The sequence below is a fragment of the Vogesella indigofera genome (assembly GCF_003633895.1).
In the GTDB taxonomy this organism is placed as follows: domain Bacteria; phylum Pseudomonadota; class Gammaproteobacteria; order Burkholderiales; family Chromobacteriaceae; genus Vogesella; species Vogesella indigofera.
In genome coordinates this window covers 61,635-79,449 of sequence record NZ_RBID01000015.1, presented here as the reverse complement: position 1 = coordinate 79,449, position 17,815 = coordinate 61,635, and the positions used below count along the sequence as shown (strand labels likewise).

At 62.4% G+C, this 17,815-nt stretch carries 21 protein-coding genes; 13 read left to right on the top strand and 8 right to left on the bottom strand.

Annotated elements, in window-relative coordinates; translation table 11 throughout:
* Positions 1 to 61 precede the first annotated feature (61 nt).
* The 4 genes from C8E02_RS10390 to C8E02_RS10375 all read right to left on the bottom strand — a co-directional run bounded on the left by C8E02_RS10390 (position 62) and on the right by C8E02_RS10375 (position 4,184).
* Positions 62 to 793, bottom strand: a complete 732-nt coding sequence (locus tag C8E02_RS10390) for a hypothetical protein (protein WP_120810719.1) — start codon at positions 791 to 793, stop codon at positions 62 to 64.
* Between the two features lie 134 nt (positions 794 to 927).
* Positions 928 to 2,160: a tyrosine-type recombinase/integrase gene (locus C8E02_RS10385; protein WP_120810926.1), complete on the bottom strand. Its 1,233-nt coding sequence runs from the start codon at positions 2,158 to 2,160 to the stop codon at positions 928 to 930.
* 561 nt (positions 2,161 to 2,721) lie between these two features.
* Positions 2,722 to 3,603, bottom strand: coding sequence for a hypothetical protein (locus C8E02_RS10380; protein ID WP_120810718.1), 882 nt, complete (start codon positions 3,601 to 3,603; stop codon positions 2,722 to 2,724).
* Between the two features lie 11 nt (positions 3,604 to 3,614).
* Positions 3,615 to 4,184 carry a LemA family protein gene (locus C8E02_RS10375; protein WP_047965585.1) on the bottom strand — a complete coding sequence of 190 codons (570 nt, stop codon included), beginning with the start codon at positions 4,182 to 4,184 and terminating at the stop codon, positions 3,615 to 3,617.
* A gap of 69 nt (positions 4,185 to 4,253) precedes the next feature.
* Here C8E02_RS10375 and C8E02_RS10370 point away from each other — a divergent pair, with 69 nt between their 5' ends.
* The gene (locus C8E02_RS10370; RefSeq protein WP_120810717.1) at positions 4,254 to 5,117 is read left to right on the top strand and encodes a Rossmann-like and DUF2520 domain-containing protein; all 864 of its coding nucleotides are present in this window, start codon (positions 4,254 to 4,256) and stop codon (positions 5,115 to 5,117) included.
* Between the two features lie 38 nt (positions 5,118 to 5,155).
* Positions 5,156 to 5,359 carry a hypothetical protein gene (locus tag C8E02_RS10365; protein ID WP_120810716.1) on the top strand — a complete coding sequence of 68 codons (204 nt, stop codon included), beginning with the start codon at positions 5,156 to 5,158 and terminating at the stop codon, positions 5,357 to 5,359.
* A 72-nt stretch (positions 5,360 to 5,431) separates the two neighbouring features.
* Here C8E02_RS10365 and C8E02_RS10360 read toward each other — a convergent pair whose 3' ends face one another.
* Complete coding sequence (locus C8E02_RS10360) at positions 5,432 to 6,136, bottom strand: SAM-dependent methyltransferase (protein ID WP_120810715.1); 705 nt, start codon at positions 6,134 to 6,136, stop codon at positions 5,432 to 5,434.
* Positions 6,136 to 6,714, bottom strand: coding sequence for a Maf family protein (locus C8E02_RS10355; RefSeq protein WP_120810925.1), 579 nt, complete (start codon positions 6,712 to 6,714; stop codon positions 6,136 to 6,138). The genes C8E02_RS10360 and C8E02_RS10355 overlap by 1 nt, the downstream gene beginning before the upstream one ends.
* A 128-nt stretch (positions 6,715 to 6,842) precedes the next feature.
* Here C8E02_RS10355 and C8E02_RS10350 point away from each other — a divergent pair, with 128 nt between their 5' ends.
* From C8E02_RS10350 to pabC, 10 genes are all read left to right on the top strand, one after another.
* Positions 6,843 to 7,343: a YceD family protein gene (locus tag C8E02_RS10350; protein ID WP_120810714.1), complete on the top strand. Its 501-nt coding sequence runs from the start codon at positions 6,843 to 6,845 to the stop codon at positions 7,341 to 7,343.
* Between the two features lie 30 nt (positions 7,344 to 7,373).
* Entirely contained in the window at positions 7,374 to 7,553 is a 180-nt protein-coding gene (rpmF, locus tag C8E02_RS10345) for a 50S ribosomal protein L32 (protein WP_017509929.1), read from the top strand.
* Positions 7,554 to 7,615: 62 nt separating this feature from the next.
* Positions 7,616 to 8,662, top strand: a complete 1,047-nt coding sequence (gene plsX / locus C8E02_RS10340) for a phosphate acyltransferase PlsX (RefSeq protein ID WP_120810713.1) — start codon at positions 7,616 to 7,618, stop codon at positions 8,660 to 8,662.
* A complete protein-coding gene (locus C8E02_RS10335; protein WP_120810712.1) occupies positions 8,659 to 9,618 on the top strand; it encodes a beta-ketoacyl-ACP synthase III in 960 nt (319 codons plus the stop codon). The genes plsX and C8E02_RS10335 overlap by 4 nt, the downstream gene beginning before the upstream one ends.
* Before the next feature lie 170 nt (positions 9,619 to 9,788).
* A complete protein-coding gene (gene fabD / locus C8E02_RS10330) occupies positions 9,789 to 10,718 on the top strand; it encodes an ACP S-malonyltransferase (RefSeq protein WP_120810711.1) in 930 nt (309 codons plus the stop codon).
* 46 nt (positions 10,719 to 10,764) lie between these two features.
* Positions 10,765 to 11,502, top strand: a complete 738-nt coding sequence (gene fabG / locus C8E02_RS10325) for a 3-oxoacyl-ACP reductase FabG (RefSeq protein WP_047965577.1) — start codon at positions 10,765 to 10,767, stop codon at positions 11,500 to 11,502.
* 197 nt (positions 11,503 to 11,699) lie between these two features.
* Positions 11,700 to 11,939 (top strand): acyl carrier protein, encoded by a 240-nt coding sequence (gene acpP / locus C8E02_RS10320; protein ID WP_047965576.1) that lies wholly within the window; start codon positions 11,700 to 11,702, stop codon positions 11,937 to 11,939.
* Between the two features lie 167 nt (positions 11,940 to 12,106).
* The gene (gene fabF / locus C8E02_RS10315; protein ID WP_120810710.1) at positions 12,107 to 13,348 is read left to right on the top strand and encodes a beta-ketoacyl-ACP synthase II; all 1,242 of its coding nucleotides are present in this window, start codon (positions 12,107 to 12,109) and stop codon (positions 13,346 to 13,348) included.
* A 261-nt stretch (positions 13,349 to 13,609) separates the two neighbouring features.
* Positions 13,610 to 14,908 carry an aminodeoxychorismate synthase component I gene (locus C8E02_RS10310; protein ID WP_120810709.1) on the top strand — a complete coding sequence of 433 codons (1,299 nt, stop codon included), beginning with the start codon at positions 13,610 to 13,612 and terminating at the stop codon, positions 14,906 to 14,908.
* Entirely contained in the window at positions 14,908 to 15,702 is a 795-nt protein-coding gene (gene pabC, locus C8E02_RS10305) for an aminodeoxychorismate lyase (protein WP_120810708.1), read from the top strand. Before C8E02_RS10310 ends, pabC begins: the two co-directional genes overlap by 1 nt.
* Before the next feature lie 99 nt (positions 15,703 to 15,801).
* On the opposite strand, the gene C8E02_RS10300 is transcribed toward pabC, so the two are convergent.
* Positions 15,802 to 16,431, bottom strand: a complete 630-nt coding sequence (locus C8E02_RS10300) for a LysE family translocator (RefSeq protein WP_120810707.1) — start codon at positions 16,429 to 16,431, stop codon at positions 15,802 to 15,804.
* A 125-nt stretch (positions 16,432 to 16,556) separates the two neighbouring features.
* On the opposite strand from C8E02_RS10300, the gene C8E02_RS10295 reads away from it, so the two are divergent.
* Positions 16,557 to 17,000, top strand: coding sequence for an Lrp/AsnC family transcriptional regulator (locus C8E02_RS10295; RefSeq protein WP_047965571.1), 444 nt, complete (start codon positions 16,557 to 16,559; stop codon positions 16,998 to 17,000).
* Between the two features lie 174 nt (positions 17,001 to 17,174).
* Here the strand turns inward: C8E02_RS10295 and C8E02_RS10290 are convergent, their stop codons facing one another.
* Positions 17,175 to 17,732: a hypothetical protein gene (locus tag C8E02_RS10290; RefSeq protein ID WP_147424481.1), complete on the bottom strand. Its 558-nt coding sequence runs from the start codon at positions 17,730 to 17,732 to the stop codon at positions 17,175 to 17,177.
* Positions 17,733 to 17,815: the final 83 nt, after the last annotated feature.

The window sequence follows — 17,815 nt, the reverse complement described above, 5'->3', positions numbered from 1 at the left end:
GTGGATGTGGCTAGAGTATTTACGCAGCAGAGAAGAGAATGTCAGGGACAGATATTCGGGGTTATTTGTCCCGATTTTGACGAAACGTCAGTTGACTGTAAGGTGATTTATCCCAATAGCGGGAGGCTTCACGCTTGAGGTTACCTCCTGGGTCGACTTTCCATGAGTCAGGCACAAGGTCTGGGCGCTGTTCGACGGCATCCCAGCAGGCTGTTTCGAATGACAGCGTAGGGTCTTCTTTGTGAATACGGTTGGCCAAGGCGTATAGGTTTTCTATGTTGGGATTGTGAATCCGGCGCTTTCCTTTCTTCCCCTTTGGCATCTTCCCGGATGAAAAACACTCTTCGTAATAGCTTCGAAAGGACGGAACCAAAAATACATCCTTGCGAAATTTGCGCGCGTCTTCAAAGGTCATGTTACCGGCCTTAATCTCCAGCTCAAACTGTTGAGCCAAAACAATCGTGTGCCAGCTCTGAAAGCGCGGAATAAACTTCATTGCTTCGGCATGTGGAATCGTGTGGAGTGTCTCGAGACTTTCGATGAGACCCAGTCTTCTCATCTCGTTAAGAAAAGCAGGGAAGCGAAAGATAGGAACTCGAAGAGGCCATAGGGGGGTGCCATCATCTTCTGCCAATTCGAAAATGACCCCTTCGGAAAAGATCCGCACCCCAATAACATTAAATGGTTGATCGAATCGACTATCATCCTCAAATTGCCCGCTCAACAGCGTATCAGGAAATGCACAGTATGCTGTCCCCAGACCTAGCATTCGGAATTGCACCTTTTTCGCCATCGGCAGCCCCTTCTCTGAGTGGGATTGATCATGAAATGAATCAGGTTTCCAGCCCGTTTATTCCCGCCTTCTAAAGAAATTTAGCAAAAATAGCACTAATGCCAAATATATTATTAAACAAGAAATTACCTTTTTTAGGCCTCGTCATTTTGGGAGTGCTTGTCCAATGCCTCCATGGAGTATCGGGCCCAGTCAGCCATCAGGGCACGCCGTTTCTCGAAGATGTCGCTGCGCCAGTAGGCAGCTTCCGCGCCATCAGCAATCCGGTGGGCCAAGGCCAGTTCACACACCTCACGCGGATACGGGGTACATTCGGCCGCCCAGTCACGGAAGGTCGAACGAAAGCCATGAACGGTCAGATGTCCTTTGCCCATGCGTCGCAAGGTCATAGTCATGGCTTGGTTGGACAACGGCTTGCCGGCCTTCAACCCGGAAAACAGGTAAGAAGAGCCCTCGAGTCGAGGCAATTGTTCCAGCAGAGTTAGCGCAGCATCGGACAAGGGTATGCGATGAGCCTTGCCTGCCTTCATCCTTGTGGCGGGAATGGTCCAGGTTCGCGATGCCAGGTCGACCTCGGCCCAGGTTGCTTCCAAGACCTCAGAGGTGCGGCAGGCAGTGAGGATCGTCAGCTCCAGCGCACGGGCACTGATGGCCTCCAGTTTTCTCAGCTCGGCCAAGAAATCTGGCAGCTCTGCCCATGCCATGGCCGCATGGCTTTTTACAGCACGAACCCGTGAGCGCTTCGGCAGCAACTTATCCAAGTGACCACGCCAGCGCGCCGGGTTCTCACCTTGGCGCAGGTTACGGGCCTTGGCCGCATCCAACACCAGCTCAATGCGGTTACGTACGCGGCTGGCGGTTTCGGGTTTGGTCGCCCAGATCGGTTGCAGAATTTCCAGCACATGCGCAGTCGTCACATCTTGTGCGGGTAGTGCACCAATAGTCGGATGAGCGTAGGTGGCAAGGGTGTTTTCCCACTGCTGGGCGTGCTTGGCATTTTTCCAGCCGGCCCGGTGGGCGGCGATATAGGCGGTGGCTATCTCCCTGAAAGTCACCGCACGGGCGGCTTCGGCCTCCTGGGCGGCGATCCTCGCCTCCCGCTCAGCGTCACGTACAGCCAAGGGATCGGTCCCAGTCTTGGCCAGCTTGCGCGCCTCAGTTGCCTTGTCTCTGGCTTCGGCCAAGCCGACCTCGGGGTAGCGGCCCAGTCCCATATCCCGACTCTTGCCGGCAATCTTGAAGCGGAATATCCAACTCGTCCCACCCGTTTTGCCAACCTTGAAATACAGACCGTCGCCGGCATTGGTCAGGCCGGCCACAGCGGCCTTTGCCAGCTTCTCAACTGTTTTACTCGTCAGGGACCCCATGCCGCTCTCCTCAGGTGCCATGCCAGCCCATACCCTAATAGCCCATACTTCAGCCCATACCTTGGATGTGGATTTCTGCTGCGCTCACTAGCCCTCACTGGATGAAGAATAGGCAGAGAAGTCTGTAAAATCTAGGCTGTACTGGATGTCATGAGTAACCAATAGACACTGATGTGGCGGACTCCCTCTCCGCCAGACCAACATCTAAGCCCTTGAGCAATCAAGGGCTTTTTTGTTTTCCGAGGCGGCTGCGGCCGCCGTCGCGATAATCGCCTGTCAAACGCCCTTCTTTGTCTGCTGGCTAATCACGTCGTTATGTTTGCAAGTTTCTGAATTCAATGGAGATTTTCCTCTGTCGGTCAGTGTCTGGGTAGAAGGCGCCACGGCGCGCGTAATGCCTCTCCAAAAAATCATCTTGAAGATCAAGCCCGCTACGGGCAAGCGCTGTCGCCGCTGCTTTCCGGAAAGAAAGCGCCTTCTGCCTTTTGTCTCGCCTGACCTTGTGGCGACCAAAGTGGCGACCTAAAGTGGCGCCCGGGCGGGCCAGGGGGGGCTTGGTCGCTAGCCGCCGCGCGCCAGCCACAGCGTCGCCAGCAGCGCGCAGGCGGCGTGGCTCCACGCCAGCCGGCGCAGTGCACCGGCGGTGTCCTGTGGCGAGCGCCAGCTGATGATGAAGGGGCGGCGGTCGGCGGGGCGTTGCAGGTGATGGCTGAGCGGGATGGCGGCCAGTGCGCGGTGGTTGCGGCCAACCTCGCCGTGGGCGGTCTGGCGCGCGTGCTCCCACTCCTCGCTGCTGAGTGTGCCGTCGCCGTTCTGGTCGAAGCGGCGCAGCAGTTGCGCCGGGTCCTGTTTCCATTCGTTCAGCGTCAGCTGCAGGTCGTCGCGGAAGGCCTGCCGGTCCGGTTGGCCGCCGAGGCTGCGCAGCTCGCCCAGCGCGTACAGCGGGTCGCCGATGGCGATCCAGCGCTCGCTCAGCACGTCGTCGCCGTCATGCCAGCTGCGCTGGTGGCGGGCCTCGATGCTGGCGCCGGCCGGTTGCACGATGATCTCGCCGCGCCGATCCAGCAGCCGGAACGAGTCGTCGCTGCACAGGCGTTCGCTGCGCTGCGGGCGTTGCTGGCGACCGTTCGGACGCCGCTCCGCCTGATACCACACGCAACGCATGCCACCAAATGGGGTCACCAGCGGCGGGCCGTCCAGCGCTGCGGCCTCGCCAAAGCATTCGCAATAGCCCTGTGCCGCCGCCTGCGAGGTGGTGGTCGGGGTGTCGGCCACATGGCGGTACTGGCGGTAGAAGTGCAGCCACAGCGCCACGCCGAGCAGGGCGCCGGCTGCCGGCAGTAGCCGCGGCGGCAGTTCGTCCAGTTGCCAGGCCAGCAGGGGTAGCAACAGGTAGGGCAGCAGCGAGGCGTAGCGCTGTTGCAGCGCCGCGAGCGGGATCATGGTGGTGTGGCTCAGCGTTCGAACAGCGCCTTGACGTCGACGTCGCGTTTTTCCGCTTCGGCAAAACGCAGCGCGCGTGCGGTGCGGAAGCCGAACAGGTTGGCGACGAACACGTCGGGGAATTGCTCGATGCGCACGTTGTTGTTGTTGACCGCTTCGTTGTAGAGTTCGCGGCGATCGGCAATGCCGTCTTCCAGCTGGCTGATACGCTGCGCCAGGTGGCTGAACTGCACATCGGCCTTCAATTCCGGATAGGCTTCGGCCACCGCGAAGATCTGGCCGAGCAGGCCGCGCAGCTGGCCTTCCAGTTCACCGATGCGGCCAACGTTACCGGCGCGGGCGGCCTCCGACATCGCGGCGCGCGCTTCCATTACCTGGGTCAGGGTGTCCTGCTCGAACTGGCCGTAGTGGCGGCAGACATCGACCAGCTTGGGGATCTCGTCGTGGCGCTGTTTCAGCAACACGTCGATATTGGCCCAGCTCTTGCTGACCTCGTGCTTCAGGCGCACCAGGCCGTTGTAGAGCAGGATGCCGTAGAAAAGCAGCACCACGAATGCAGAAACGAACAGGAAAAATGGCATGAGCGGGTGTCCTTTGAAATTCGATGCCATCGTCACCGCAGCGCTGGCGGGTGTCAAGAAAGTGGCGAGATGACTTCTCTCAATATTGTCGGCGGCGGGCGTCTGGGCAAGAGCGTGGCGCGGCTGGCGCACGACAGCGGGCGCTACCGCATCGGCGCGCTGCTGTGCCGCAGTCAGGCGTCGGCGCTGTCGGCGCGTGACTTTGTCGGTGCCGGCGTGGCGCTGACGACGCTGGCGGCCCTGCCGGCGGTCGACATCACCCTGCTGGCGGTGCCGGACGGCGAGATTGCCGGCGTGGCGGCCGATCTGGCGGCGGCGCGGGTGATTGCCGCCGGCAGCGTGGTGTGTCACGCCAGCGGTGTTGGCGAAGCGGCCTTGCTAGCGCCGCTGGCGGCGCAGGGCGTGCACTGCGCCAGCCTGCATCCGGCGTTTTCCTTTGCCGATCCGGCGCGTGCGGTGGCCGGTTTTGCCGGCACCCGCTGCGCGCTGGAGGGCGACGCGGCGGCCCTGCCGTTGTTGCAAAGCTTTGCCGCAGACATCGGCGGCGTGCCCTTCGTGCTGGCGCCCGGCGGCAAGGCGGCCTACCACGCCGCGCTGTCGATTGCCTCTAATTATCTGGTGACTCTGCACGATCTGGCGGCGCGGGTGGCGGCGCAGGCCGGCATGACGGACGAGGTGGCTGCTGCGGTGCTGGGCGGGCTGATGCGACAAACGCTGGAAAATACCCTGGCGTTGGGGTCGGCGGCGGCGCTGACCGGACCGATCGCACGTGGCGACGCCGGCACCGTGGCCAAGCATCGCGCAGTGCTGTCCACGCAAGATGACGCGCTGTACTGCGCGCTGGGTGTGGCCACCGCGAGGTTGGCCGCAGTACGGCTGACGGCGGCGCAGCAGCAGGCGCTGGCAGCGGCGCTGGGGACGTCAGTCATTTAGCGCTGGCGGCGTGGCGGGTGTCGGACAATAGGGGTGCGATGACGGAAGGCAGCTTGCAAGCGGTGGTGCTGGCGGCGCTGCAGCACGAATTGCGGCGCCAGGGCGAGAGTGACGACTATCCGGGCAGTTCCGCCGCAGTCGGGGCGCTGGAGCGGGCTGCCTTGTGCGGGGTGTTTGATCTGGAGGCGCTGGCCGAGGCGGTGTGTCGGGAACTGCAACGGCACGGCGGCGGGCCCGACTAAGGGGCGCTGGTGCTACTTGTTGTCGCGTCTGAACAAAGGTTGGCCGCAAGTGTTGCGGCCAACCTTTTGTCATCAGGCAGCGTGGATCACGAAGATCGCCGGCCGTTTGTGAAAGTCAGGCGCCTCCTTCGGCCAGTCCTTTACCAGCCGGCTGACGATGGTCTGCGTCGGTGCGGTGAGGTCGGCGGCTACGCACAGGCGGGTGGCCGGTGCCAGCGTGTCGCGCAGTTGTTGCAGCAGCGCGTTGTTGCGGTACGGGGTCTCGATGAACAGCTGGGTTTCGTTGTTCTGCCGCGAGCGCGCTTCCAGCGCCTTGATCGCCTTGCCGCGCTCGGCGGCGTCCACCGGCAGGTAGCCGTGGAAGGCAAAGCACTGGCCGTTGGCGCCGCTGGCCATCATCGCCAGCAGGATCGACGACGGCCCGATCAGCGGCTCGACGCGGTAGCCTTTCTCGTGCGCCAGCGCCACCAGCTGCGCGCCGGGGTCGGCCACTGCCGGGCAGCCGGCTTCCGACACCAAGCCCACATCCAGCCCGGCGGCCAGCGGTGCCAGCAGCGCGGCGACTTCGGCCGGCTTGGTGTGCTCGTTCAGCGTGTTCATCACCAGCTCGCGGATCGGCGTGCTCACGCCCAGCTGCTTCAGGTGTTTACGCGCGGTTTTTTCCGCCTCCACCACAAAATGGCTGATGTGGGTGACGCGGGCGCGCTCGCCTTCCGGCAGCCACGGGGTGTCGCCTTCGCCCAGTGGGGTGGGGATCAGGTACAGGGTGCCGGCCATCACAGGATCTCCACGCCTTCGTTCTGCAACATGCTCACCAGTGCGAACAGCGGCACGCCGATCAGCGCGTTGGGGTCGTCGGCTTCCACTTTTTGCAGCAGCGCGCCACCCAGGGTTTCGCTCTTGGCGCTGCCGGCGCAGTGGAGGGCGTCCGGCTCGCGCGTCAGGTAGTTGCGGATCTGCTGTTCGGTCAGCTGGCGCAGGGTGACTTTTGTGATGCCCACGTCTTCCTGGATGTGGCCGCTCTTGCTGTTATAAAGCGCCAGCGCCGAGTGGAACACCACGGTACGGCCACTCATCCACTTCAGCATTTCCACGCCGTTTTCGAAGCTGCCGGGCTTGCCGATCTGCTGGCCGTCGAGCAGTGCCACCTGGTCGCCGCCGATGATCAGCGCCTCCGGGAAGCGCTCGGCCAGCGACATCGCCTTGCTGCGTGCCAGGCGCACGGCGGTGTCGAGCGCGGTTTCGCCCGCCAGCGGGGTTTCGTCGCACACCGGCGCCACGGCGGTGACCGGCAGGCCGAGGCGTTCCACGATTTCGCGGCGGTAAGGAGAGGTAGAGGCAAGCACGATCTGCATGTCGGTCATCCGTGGTAAAGAGGGCGCAGGCTGCCTGTTGCATCAATGGCTTGTTGCCGCCGCTGCCGCAGTCAGTATGCTGGTTTGTTTTGACAAAGTGATGGCGCTGATAATATCATGCCGGGTTTATGTCTAACCCGATTTTGATTGATCCGCTCGCGTTTGCCCGCGATGGCGCTTCGTTGCAAAACGAACGGCCGGTTGCGACGCTCGCCGAGCGCGTACATGAGCTGCTGGCATCCGATGCTGGCGTGGTGAAATTCGAGGTGGAAGGTTTTCAGGACCGTCTGCTGCGACCCTCGCTGCGTTACCGTCTGTCTGCCACGCTCAGCGTTGAATGTCAGCGTTGCCTGACGCCGATGCCGTTCGAACTGGAAGCAGGGGGTGTGATTACCCTGTTCTCCCGCGAGGACAAGCTGGAAGCAGCGGTAGAGGCCGATGACGAACTGGACGCCATTCTGGCGGAAGAAACTTTCGACGTTATCGCACTGATCGAAGACGAAATTATCATGGGCTTGCCGCTGTCGTTGATGCACGACGACTGCGACACGGAAGAACTGAAGCGCGCCAAGGCTGACAAGCCTAATCCGTTTGCGGTATTGGCGGTGTTGAAGCAATCCAAGTCCTGAACGTTTAACTTGAATCCTTAGGAGTCGACCATGGCTGTTCAACAGAACAAAAAGTCCCCGTCCAAGCGTGGCATGCACCGCGCACACGATTTTCTGACCGCTCCGTCGCTCGCTAAAGAGCCGACTACCGGTGAAACCCACCTGCGTCACCACATCAGCCCGAACGGCTTCTACCGTGGTCGTCAGGTTGTGAAGGCCAAGGGCGAGTAATCGTTCCTTACTATTATCCTTACCTTCATAACAACAGGTAGGTTAACTACCGTGTCACGTTGATGACTATCACCGTAGCGGTCGATGCAATGGGCGGTGACGTTGGCCTCAAGGTCACTGTCCCTGCATCTGTCCAGTTCCTTAGCGACACTCCCGATGTCAATCTTGTACTGGTGGGCGATCAGGCGGCAATCGAAGCCGAGCTGATGGCACTGCCGGATTCCGTGCGCGCGCGTATCACGGTTCGTCATGCCTCCGAAGTGGTGGGGATGGACGAGTCGCCGCAGCTGGCACTGAAGAACAAGAAAGACTCGTCGATGCGGGTGTCGATCAATTTGGTCAAAGAAGGCCTGGCGCAGGCAGCGGTTTCCGCAGGGAACACCGGCGCGCTGATGGCGACGGCCAAATTCGTCCTGAAAACCATTCCCGGTATTGACCGCCCCGCCATCGCCAAGATGATGCCCGGCATCAAGGGCAATACCTGCGTGCTGGATCTGGGTGCCAACATCGATTGCTCGCCGGAGCAGTTGTTGCAGTTCGGCATCATGGGTTCCGAACTGGTGGCCAGTCTTGAGCAACGGACGAATCCAAGCGTTGGCTTGTTGAATATCGGTTCCGAGGACATCAAGGGCACCGAGTCGATCAAGCGTGCGGCAGAGCTGCTGCGCGAATCCGGCCTGAATTTCTACGGTAACGTTGAGGGCAACGACATCTTCAAATCGACGGTAGATGTGGTAGTCTGCGACGGATTTACCGGTAATGTTGCGCTGAAAGCCTCCGAGGGGTTGGCGCACATGATTTCTACGTTCCTGCGCGAAGAGTTTGCTCGCACGTGGTGGACCAAGCTGTGCGCCCTGGCCGCAATGCCGGTGCTCAAGCTGTTCAAGGCTCGTGTGGATCCCCGTCGTTACAATGGCGCCAGTTTTCTGGGGCTGCGGGGAATCGTGGTGAAAAGCCACGGTGGAACTGACGCGCTGGGATTTCGTATCGCGCTGGAGCAGGCTTGCGAGGAAGTTCGCGCCAACGTGATTGGTCACATTGCAGACCGGGTTGCCGTTCAATTACAAAATATCAAGCAATCCGAGTCAGAAGCTAAAGACAGCGCATGACCTATTCCCGCATTCTCGGTACCGGCAGCTACCTGCCGGAACTACTGATGACGAATGCGATGCTGGCTGAACGTGTCGAAACCAGTGACGAGTGGATTGTCTCTCGCACTGGCATTCGTGCGCGCCACATCGCCGCCGATGACCAGAAGACCAGTGACCTGGCCTATCTGGCGTCGCTCAAGGCTATTGAAAGCGCCGGTATCGAGGCCAGCGAGCTGGACCTGATCATCGTCGCCACCACCACGCCGGACATGGTGTTCCCCAGTACCGCCTGCATCCTGCAGGAAAAGCTCGGCGTGCCGGGCATTCCTGCGTTTGACGTGCAGGCCGTGTGCGCCGGCTTCATGTATGCGCTGGTGACCGCCAACAACTATATCAAGGCCGGCATGGCCAAGAAGGTGCTGGTGGTCGGTGCCGAACTGATGAGCCGCATTCTGGACTGGGACGACCGCCGTACCTGCGTGCTGTTTGGCGATGGCGCTGGCGCCATGGTGCTGGAAGCGTCGGACGAACCGGGCCTGCTGCACGCCAAGCTGGCCGCCGACGGCCGCTACCAGAGCATCCTGAATACCCCGGCGCAGATCGCCGGCGGCAAGATTCAGGGCATGCCTTACCTGCACATGGACGGCCCGGCCGTGTTCAAGTTCGCGGTCAAGGCACTGTCCGATATCGCGGAAAAAACGCTGGACGAAGCCGGCGTGGCGCAAGCCGATGTCGACTGGCTGGTGCCGCATCAGGCCAACCTGCGCATCATCGAATCCACCGCCAAGCATCTGAAGCTCTCGATGGACAAGGTGATCGTCACCTTGCCGGAGCAGGGCAATACCTCAGCTGCCTCCATTCCGCTGGCGTTTGACTGCGCGGTGCGCGATGGTCGCATCCAGCGCGGCCAGACTGTGCTGCTTGAAGGCATCGGTGGCGGCTTTGCCTGGGGCGCGGTACTGCTGCGCTTCTAAGGTGACGTGCGCGACAGGTGATCGCCTGTCGCGCGCCTTGCGCTACGAAACTGTCAAAACATCGTCCAGCTGCAGTGAACTGCGGCGATCATACGAGCGTTTGACAGTTTCTTTTGCATAAATCGCAGCAAGCGGTCATCATTCACCCCGTTTCAAAAGGAGACCCCGAGATGGCGTTTGCCTTTCTTTTTCCCGGTCAGGGCTCGCAGAGCCTGAAAATGATGGACGGCTTTACCGACCTGCCGGTAGTAAAACAGACATTTGACGAAGCCTCGGCCGCCCTGGGTGAAGACCTGTGGGCCATGCTGCAGGCGGAGACGCCGGAGGCGATCAACGCCACGGTCAATACCCAGCCGCTGATGCTGGCCGCCGGTGTGGCCACTTACCGTGCCTGGCTGGCGCAAGGCGGTGCCTTGCCGGTTGCCCTGGCCGGGCACAGCCTGGGCGAGTACAGCGCGCTGGTGGCTGCCGGGGCACTGGACTTTGCCGATGCGGTGAAGCTGGTGCGCTTGCGCGCCGAGGCGATGCAGGATGCGGTGCCGGCCGGTGAGGGCGCGATGGCCGCGATCCTCAACCTGTCCGATGACGACATCCGCGCAGCCTGTGCCGAAGCAGCACAGGGCGAAGTGGTGGAACCGGTGAATTTCAATTCGCCGGGGCAGGTGGTGATTGCCGGCAACAAGGCTGCGGTGGAACGCGCGATGGAGCTGTGCAAGGCCAAGGGTGCCAAGCGCGCGCTGCCATTGCCGGTATCGGTGCCGTCGCACTGCTCGCTGATGAAGCCTGCCGCCGACAAGCTGGCCGCGGCACTGGCCACGATCCAGATCAACTCGCCGCAGATTCCGGTGCTGCATAATGCCGACGTTGCCGCCTATGGCGACGCCGACCAGATCCGTGACGCGCTGACGCGTCAGCTGTACCGTCCGGTGCGCTGGACCGAAACCATCCAGCAGCTGGCTGCCGGTGGCATCGTGCTGATGGCCGAATGCGGCCCGGGCAAGGTACTGGCCGGTCTCGCCAAGCGTATCGACGGCAACGTGAACTGCCACGCGCTGACCGATGCCGCCAAGCTGGAAGCCGCTCGCGCCGAGCTGGCGTAAAGACACAAGGTTGGCCGCATGCGGCCGGCCGGGCAGGAGAGAGACAATGAGTTTGCAAGGTAAAGTTGCGCTGGTTACCGGCGCCTCGCGCGGCATTGGTGCTGCCATCGCCGACACGCTGGCTGCCGCCGGCGCCAAGGTGATCGGTACCGCCACCTCCGAAGGCGGCGCCGCCGCCATCGGCGAGCGCCTGGCGCAGTGGGGCGGTGTCGGCATGGTGCTGAACGTCGGTGAAGACGGTGCCATCGACGCGCTGGTCGACACCATCAGCAAGGAATACGGCGATGTGGCGATTCTGGTGAACAACGCCGGCATCACCCGCGACGGCCTGCTGATGCGCATGAAGGACGAAGACTGGGACGCGATCATGGATACCAACCTGAAGTCGGTATTCAAGACGTCCAAGGCGGTGATGCGCGGCATGATGAAGGCACGCTGGGGCCGCATCATCAACATCGCGTCGGTGGTTGGTGCGATGGGTAACGCCGGTCAGGCCAACTATGCGGCGGCCAAGGCCGGCATCATGGGCTTCACCAAGTCGATGGCACGCGAAGTCGGCAGTCGCGGCATTACCGTCAACTGCGTGGCACCGGGCTTCATCGATACCGACATGACCCGCGCGCTGCCGGAAGCGCAGCGTGAGGCGTTGGTACAACAGATTGCACTGGGTCGCCTGGGCGCGGCACAGGACATCGCTGATGCCGTCGATTTTCTGGCATCCAGCCGTGCGGCTTACGTGACAGGCCAGACCCTGCACGTGAACGGCGGCATGCTGATGCCGTAAGCGGCAACGGCAACGAATAGTTTTGTGGTTTTTGCCAGTGCAGCATGAGCATGCTGGCGGGTCAAAAGCCGGACTGACTGCCGATTCGTGGCCAATATCATGGCAATGATGTGACTGCGGTAGGCTTGGGCAGGTTTTTTTTGTAGAATGGCGGGGTTTTGTTGTCCCGTACACAGAAAGGTAAAGGATTTAAACAAATGGAAAACATCGAAGCGCGCGTTAAAAAGATCGTTGCCGAGCAACTGGGCGTGAACGAAGCCGAAGTCAAAATCGACTCTTCGTTTGTTGACGATCTGGGCGCCGACTCCCTGGATACCGTTGAACTGGTAATGGCACTGGAAGAAGAGTTCGAGTGCGAAATCCCGGATGAAGAAGCCGAGAAGATCACCACCGTTCAGCAAGCAGTAGACTACGTTACGGCTCACCTGAACAAGTAATCCCCCCGGGGCTTACCAGGACCTCTGCCGGTGTAGCCTAGGCTCGCCTGCAGAGGTCTTTTGCTGTAGTGGCTCTGAAACGTGCGTTTGATTTAATGGCACGCCATTAAGCACCGTCCGTTCAGGACTATCGGGAGATTCCCTCCCTTTTTTCGCGGAGATACCCTGTGTCAAAACGCAGAGTAGTAGTGACCGGCCTGGGCCATGTGTCCCCGGTCGGCAACGATGTGAGCAGTGGCTGGGCCAATCTCCTGGCCGGCAAGAGTGGTATCACCACCATTACCCGCTTCGATGCCAGTGATATTGCCTGCCAGGTCGCGGGTGAAGTCAAAGGCTTCGACATTACCCAGTACATTTCGGCGAAAGACGCGCGCCGCATGGATGTGTTCATCCATTACGGCATCGCGGCTGCGCTGCAGGCGGTGGCGGATTCCGGCCTCGACGACGTGCCGGGCCTGGACAAGACCCGCGTCGGCGTGAACATCGGTTCCGGTATCGGCGGCCTGCCGCTGATCGAGGAAACCGGCGTTGCCCGCCACGAAGGCGGCATCCGCAAGATCGGCCCGTTCTTCATTCCCGGCTCGCTGATCAACATGGTTGCCGGTCACGTATCCATTCTCAAGGGCTATCAGGGTCCGAGCTATGGCATCGTGTCCGCCTGCACCACCGGTGCCCACTGCATTGGCGACGCCGCGCGCGTGATCCAGTACGGTGACGCCGACGTGATGGTGGCCGGTGGCGCCGAAGGCACCATCTCCAGCCTGGCGGTGGGCGGCTTTGCCGCGATGAAGGCACTGTCGACCCGCAACGACGACCCGGCGACCGCCTCGCGGCCGTGGGACAAGGGCCGTGACGGCTTCGTGATGGGCGAGGGTGCCGGGGTGCTGGTACTGGAAGAGTACGAGCACGCCGTCAAGCGTGGCGCCAAGATCTACGCCGAGCTGGTTGGCTTCGGCATGAGCTCCGACGCGCACCACATCACCGCGCCAAGCGCGGAAGGCCCGGCCCGTGGCGTGCTGAACGCGCTGCGTGACGCCAAGCTGAATCCCGAGGACGTGCACTACGTCAACGCGCACGGCACCTCCACGCCGCTGGGCGATGCCAACGAAACCAACGCGCTGAAGATCGCGTTTGGCGACCACGCCAAGAAGCTGGTAGTGAACTCCACCAAGTCGATGACCGGCCACCTGCTGGGCGGTGCCGGCGGTGTGGAAGCGATCTACTCGATTCTGGCGGTGCACAACCAGGTGTCGCCACCGACCATCAACCTGCACGATCAGGATATCGAAGGCGGCTGCGATCTGGACTACTGCGCCAATACCGCGCGCGACATGAAAATCGACGTGGCGATCTCCAACTCCTTCGGGTTTGGCGGTACCAACGGCACGCTGGTATTCAAGCGCGTGTAAGCCGCACGCAACGGTGTCGAAACCGTTGACAGCCAAGACCGCTGCGATAAACTCGCGCGGTCTTTTCTTTTTGCGGCCAACATGACGTTGCTGTTGCCGCAAGATGGCGGGTAGTGCCGGCAGTCGCAGCCGCGCTGGCAAGGCATGGCGGCGGATGTATAGTCCTATTAGGTGGCAGGCGGCGGCGAGCAAGTGACGCCGCCCGTGCCCGGCCAGTCGCCCCGCCATCCTTGCCGCAACCGAACCTCAGGCCCTGCTGCCATGCACTGTGAACTGCTGAGTTTTACCCCCGATCTGCTGGCGTTGCACGCCCACGATCGCGCCCGTTTCCCGTACCTGATGCAGTCGTCGGGTGACAGTGGCTGGGACATCCTGATGGCCCTGCCGCAGCAAACCCGCATCTATCGCGAAGGCGAGGGTGCGCAATTCCTCGACGACGTGCGCGCGCTGCCGCTGCCGCAGGCGGTGACCAATCCGCACCGGCTACCGTTCAGCGGCGGCTGGTTTGTCTATCTCGGTTACGACCTGCTGTCCGAGTTCGAACCCAGCGTGCCGCAGGCGATCAGCGACAGCTTCCCGCTGGCGGTGCTCAGCCGCATTCCCGCCGCGCTGCTCTACGACCGCGTGAAGCAGGAAAGCTGGCTGCTGGCGGAAACGCCGGCGCAGCTGGACACGCTGAAACAGGCGCTGGTGGAGTCGGAGCCGTTTGCGGCCAACCCTGTGGTGCTGCAGGCGCTGGAAGAAGACCCGCCGCACTGGTACACCGACGCGGTGGTCAAGCTCAAGGACTACATCTACGAAGGCGACGTGTTCCAGGTCAACATCTCGCGCGGCTGGCGTGCCACGCTCGGCGCGGATGTGCTGCCGGTGGACCTGTACGCCGCGCTGCGCCGCGCCAACCCGGCGCCGTTCTCGGCACTGGCCGATTTTGGCGACGCGCACATCGTCAGCTCCTCGCCGGAACGGCTGGTGCGCGTGCACGACGGCTGGGTCGACACCCGCCCCATCGCCGGCACGCATCCGCGCTCGCCGGATGCGGACGAGGATGCCGCGCTGAAGCAGCGGCTGATCTCCAGCATCAAGGAGCGTGCCGAGCACGTCATGCTGATCGACCTGGAGCGCAACGACCTCGGCCGCATCTGCCAGCCCGGCAGCGTGGAGGTCAACGAGCTGATGGCGGTGGCCAGCTACGCCTACGTGCACCACATCGAGTCCAATGTCCGGGGCCGCATCCGTGACGGCGTGGGCACCGTCGACGTGTTCCGCGCGCTGTTCCCCGGCGGCACCATTACCGGCTGCCCGAAAGTGCGCACCATGCAGATCATCCGCGAGCTGGAAAACAGTGCGCGCCGCGCCTACACCGGCAGCCTCGGCTACCTCAACCGCGACGGCACGCTGGATCTCAACATCCTGATCCGCACCTTCATGCAGCAGGGGCAGCAGCTGCGCTTCCGCGCCGGCGGCGGCATCGTCGCCGATTCTGATCCGCAGCGTGAATTGCAGGAAACCCGCCACAAGGCGCGCGGCCTGTTGCGGGCGCTGGGCGTGGAGCAGGCGTGATGCTGATCAACGGCCAGCCGGGCACCCAGATCAGCGCCAGCGACCGTGGTCTGGCCTATGGCGACGGTCTCTATCGCACGCTGGAAGCGCGGCACGGCACGCCGCTGCTGTGGCCCTGGCAATGGCAAAGGTTGGCCGCAGATTGTGCCGCGCTGCGCCTGCCGTGTCCGGACGAGGTGCTGTTGTTAAGCGAGATTGCCACCGTTGCGGCCAAGCTTGAGCGCGCGGTCATCAAGATCGTGCTCACCCGTGGCGCTGGCCAGCGCGGTTATGCCATGCCGGTTCACAGCACCCCGACCCGTATTGTCAGTGCCGCCGCTTGGGCCGGCTATCCGCCGGATCGCGCCGCGCAGGGAGTTGTCGCCCGCTGGTGCGACACGCGGCTGGCGATTCAGCCGCGACTGGCCGGTATCAAGCACCTCAACCGCCTGGAAAACGTGCTGGCGCGCAGTGAGTGGCATGATCCGGCCATCGCCGAAGGGCTGATGCTGGACATGGACGGTACGGTGGTGGAGGGCACCATGAGCAACTTGTTCCTGGTGCAGGGTGGTGAGCTGCTGACGCCGCTGCTGGATCGCTGCGGTGTATCCGGTGCCATGCGCGCCTGCGTGATCGACACTGCGGCCAACCTTGGGCTGACGGTGCGCGAACTGCGCTTGTCTCCACCGCAAGTGCTGGCTGCGGAAGAGGTGTTTCTCTGCAACAGTCTGGCCGGGATCTGGCCGCTGCGCGAGCTGGGGCCGCAACAGTGGCAGCCCGGCGCGCTGACCCGCCGCCTGCAGCAGCTGCTCTGATCTATCGCCGGCGGCTAGTGCAGGCCGGCACTAGCCATCCTCCCCTGAGCTGAGCCTTCTCCCACCGCTGTTCCCCGTCATGCCGCTGGCGGTACAGGCTCAGAGCCATACTGCCAGCGTGCGCCACGCCAGCAACAGCGCAAAGCCGATCAGCAATCCACCGCAGGCCTTGTCGACCATCAGCTGCCCGCGCGCGCCCAGCCGCGACAGCAGCCGGCCGCCGCCGTAGGCCAGCAGCAGCCACCATAGCGCCGAACCGGCAAACACGCCCACCACCATCAGCACGCTATCGGCCAGCGACGGCGTGCGCGCGCCGGCCAGCCCGGCGAAGATGGCGATGAAGGACAGGATGGTCATCGGGTTGGTCAGCGTCAGCGCCAGCGCGCTGCTGTAGGCGCGCGGCAGGCTGTGTACGCTGGCGGTACGGGCGGCGTGGCTGGCCGCGTCGCGGCGTAGGGTGGCGATGCCCAGGTACAGCAGTAGCACGCAGCCGGCCAGCGCCAGCGGTGTCGCCAGGCGCGTCAGCAGCGCGATCAGCGTGCCGAGGCCGGCGGCGCCGATCGCGGCGTAGATGGCGTCGGCGGTGGCGGCGCCCAGCCCGGTGACAAAGCCGGTGGCCGCGCCCTGGCGCAGGGTGCGCTCGATGCACAACAAACCCACCGGCCCGACCGGTGCGGCAATCGCCAGCCCGATAAGGGCGGCCTCGACAAACAGGTGGCTGCTTTGCATGGCGTCTTGCTCCTCGATGTGATGGCCTAGTGTGCGACGGCAGCGCCGGGGGCGCCATGAGGTATCTTCGCCAGAATGCGATGTCGGGTTTATATTCTTAGGTCAAACAGCAGAAAGGCTTGCAAATGGAAGTGGATGGCAAATCGTGGCTGATCCTGCAGGCGTTGCAGGACAATGCGCGGCAATCGCTGACCGAACTGGCGCAGACGGTGGGGCTGTCCGTGCCGGCGGTATCGGAGCGGGTGAAACGGCTGGAAGAGGCGGGGGTGATCAGCGGCTACCACGCCGCGGTGGCGCCGCTGAAGGCCGGCTTCGCGCTGTCGGCGCTGGTCGGCATCACCGTACCGCAACCGGCGAAGAAGGTGCTGCTGGAAAGGTTGGCCGCAATGGCGGAAGTGCAGGAGTGCCACCACGTGACCGGGGTCGATTCCTACGTTTTCCGCGTGCTGGCGCGCGACGTGTCGCATCTGGAGCTGCTGGTGTCGCGGCTGAACGATCTGGGCGAGACGCGCACCAGCATCATCCTGTCGACCCCGCTCAGCAACCGGCCGGTGTTACCGCCAAGATAGGGGGGGCAGGCCAGTACAGGTTGCGCGACAAAACGGTTGCTGATTAATTGGTTAGCATCTCGTAAAGCGCACTGTTGGACTCAAAGAGCTTTGTGGAGGTCATTGACTGACCAGACCGAGCAACAGGCATGCCGAATAACCTAAGCAAGGGGAGAGAGAAGCATAAGGTTCCTTTCATGGAGAGGGCGGAGGCGGCGTGGCATCATCGAGGTGTTGTGCTACGTCTGACACAGGGGGCTGGGTTGTCGAGCTTTTCGTGGGGGGCTCTCCCTGATACTGGTTCGGAATGTGGGTGATGAGCGCCACACAGATCACGACCGCACCAGCGGCGACCGCGAGTAAACCGGGGGAGGTGGTAGCGAGTGCTGCTTTGAACCCTCCAGGAACTTCTCCGCTGGCTTGACTCTGCCCCTCCAGTGCATGGAACGCCACTGCTGTCCCAGCTAGCATCACGGTTGCACCGAAGTAAATGGCAAGAAAACGCATAGAAATAAGTCCAAGCATGGTCATGCTGGACCAGGTGAACAGTGGGTTTAGCTCCGTGTTAGTTTGGGCTAAATGGTACATGGCTCGTACGATGAGCAACACGAAGACCGGCGAGACGAGGATGGTCACAAACAGAACAAGGGCCATTCCGCCGAAGATGCTGGCAGCCCAGTGTGGAGGCTCTTTGCCCTCTTGGCCTTGCTTGGTCTCCCCTCGGAGTGCCTCATTTGTCCTCTCGGCCGCCATGATGTGCTCCTCTCGCCTCATTTTGTGACATTATGGAAACGTCACTTTCCTATGACTTAGAGTAGTACTCCTAGGCACCAAGT

Excerpts from the sequence above, each read along its gene's own strand:
- C8E02_RS10390 (WP_120810719.1), bottom strand. The coding sequence starts at position 793 with ATGGCGAAAAAGGTGCAATTCCGAATGCTAGGTCTGGGGACAGCATAC.
- C8E02_RS10385 (WP_120810926.1), bottom strand. The coding sequence starts at position 2,160 with ATGGGGTCCCTGACGAGTAAAACAGTTGAGAAGCTGGCAAAGGCCGCT.
- C8E02_RS10380 (WP_120810718.1), bottom strand. The coding sequence starts at position 3,603 with ATGATCCCGCTCGCGGCGCTGCAACAGCGCTACGCCTCGCTGCTGCCC.
- C8E02_RS10375 (WP_047965585.1), bottom strand. The coding sequence starts at position 4,184 with ATGCCATTTTTCCTGTTCGTTTCTGCATTCGTGGTGCTGCTTTTCTAC.
- C8E02_RS10370 (WP_120810717.1), top strand. The coding sequence starts at position 4,254 with ATGACTTCTCTCAATATTGTCGGCGGCGGGCGTCTGGGCAAGAGCGTG.
- C8E02_RS10365 (WP_120810716.1), top strand. The coding sequence starts at position 5,156 with ATGACGGAAGGCAGCTTGCAAGCGGTGGTGCTGGCGGCGCTGCAGCAC.
- C8E02_RS10360 (WP_120810715.1), bottom strand. The coding sequence starts at position 6,136 with ATGGCCGGCACCCTGTACCTGATCCCCACCCCACTGGGCGAAGGCGAC.
- C8E02_RS10355 (WP_120810925.1), bottom strand. The coding sequence starts at position 6,714 with ATGCAGATCGTGCTTGCCTCTACCTCTCCTTACCGCCGCGAAATCGTG.
- C8E02_RS10350 (WP_120810714.1), top strand. The coding sequence starts at position 6,843 with ATGTCTAACCCGATTTTGATTGATCCGCTCGCGTTTGCCCGCGATGGC.
- rpmF (WP_017509929.1), top strand. The coding sequence starts at position 7,374 with ATGGCTGTTCAACAGAACAAAAAGTCCCCGTCCAAGCGTGGCATGCAC.
- plsX (WP_120810713.1), top strand. The coding sequence starts at position 7,616 with ATGACTATCACCGTAGCGGTCGATGCAATGGGCGGTGACGTTGGCCTC.
- C8E02_RS10335 (WP_120810712.1), top strand. The coding sequence starts at position 8,659 with ATGACCTATTCCCGCATTCTCGGTACCGGCAGCTACCTGCCGGAACTA.
- fabD (WP_120810711.1), top strand. The coding sequence starts at position 9,789 with ATGGCGTTTGCCTTTCTTTTTCCCGGTCAGGGCTCGCAGAGCCTGAAA.
- fabG (WP_047965577.1), top strand. The coding sequence starts at position 10,765 with ATGAGTTTGCAAGGTAAAGTTGCGCTGGTTACCGGCGCCTCGCGCGGC.
- acpP (WP_047965576.1), top strand. The coding sequence starts at position 11,700 with ATGGAAAACATCGAAGCGCGCGTTAAAAAGATCGTTGCCGAGCAACTG.
- C8E02_RS10310 (WP_120810709.1), top strand. The coding sequence starts at position 13,610 with ATGCACTGTGAACTGCTGAGTTTTACCCCCGATCTGCTGGCGTTGCAC.
- pabC (WP_120810708.1), top strand. The coding sequence starts at position 14,908 with ATGCTGATCAACGGCCAGCCGGGCACCCAGATCAGCGCCAGCGACCGT.
- C8E02_RS10300 (WP_120810707.1), bottom strand. The coding sequence starts at position 16,431 with ATGCAAAGCAGCCACCTGTTTGTCGAGGCCGCCCTTATCGGGCTGGCG.
- C8E02_RS10295 (WP_047965571.1), top strand. The coding sequence starts at position 16,557 with ATGGAAGTGGATGGCAAATCGTGGCTGATCCTGCAGGCGTTGCAGGAC.
- C8E02_RS10290 (WP_147424481.1), bottom strand. The coding sequence starts at position 17,732 with ATGGCGGCCGAGAGGACAAATGAGGCACTCCGAGGGGAGACCAAGCAA.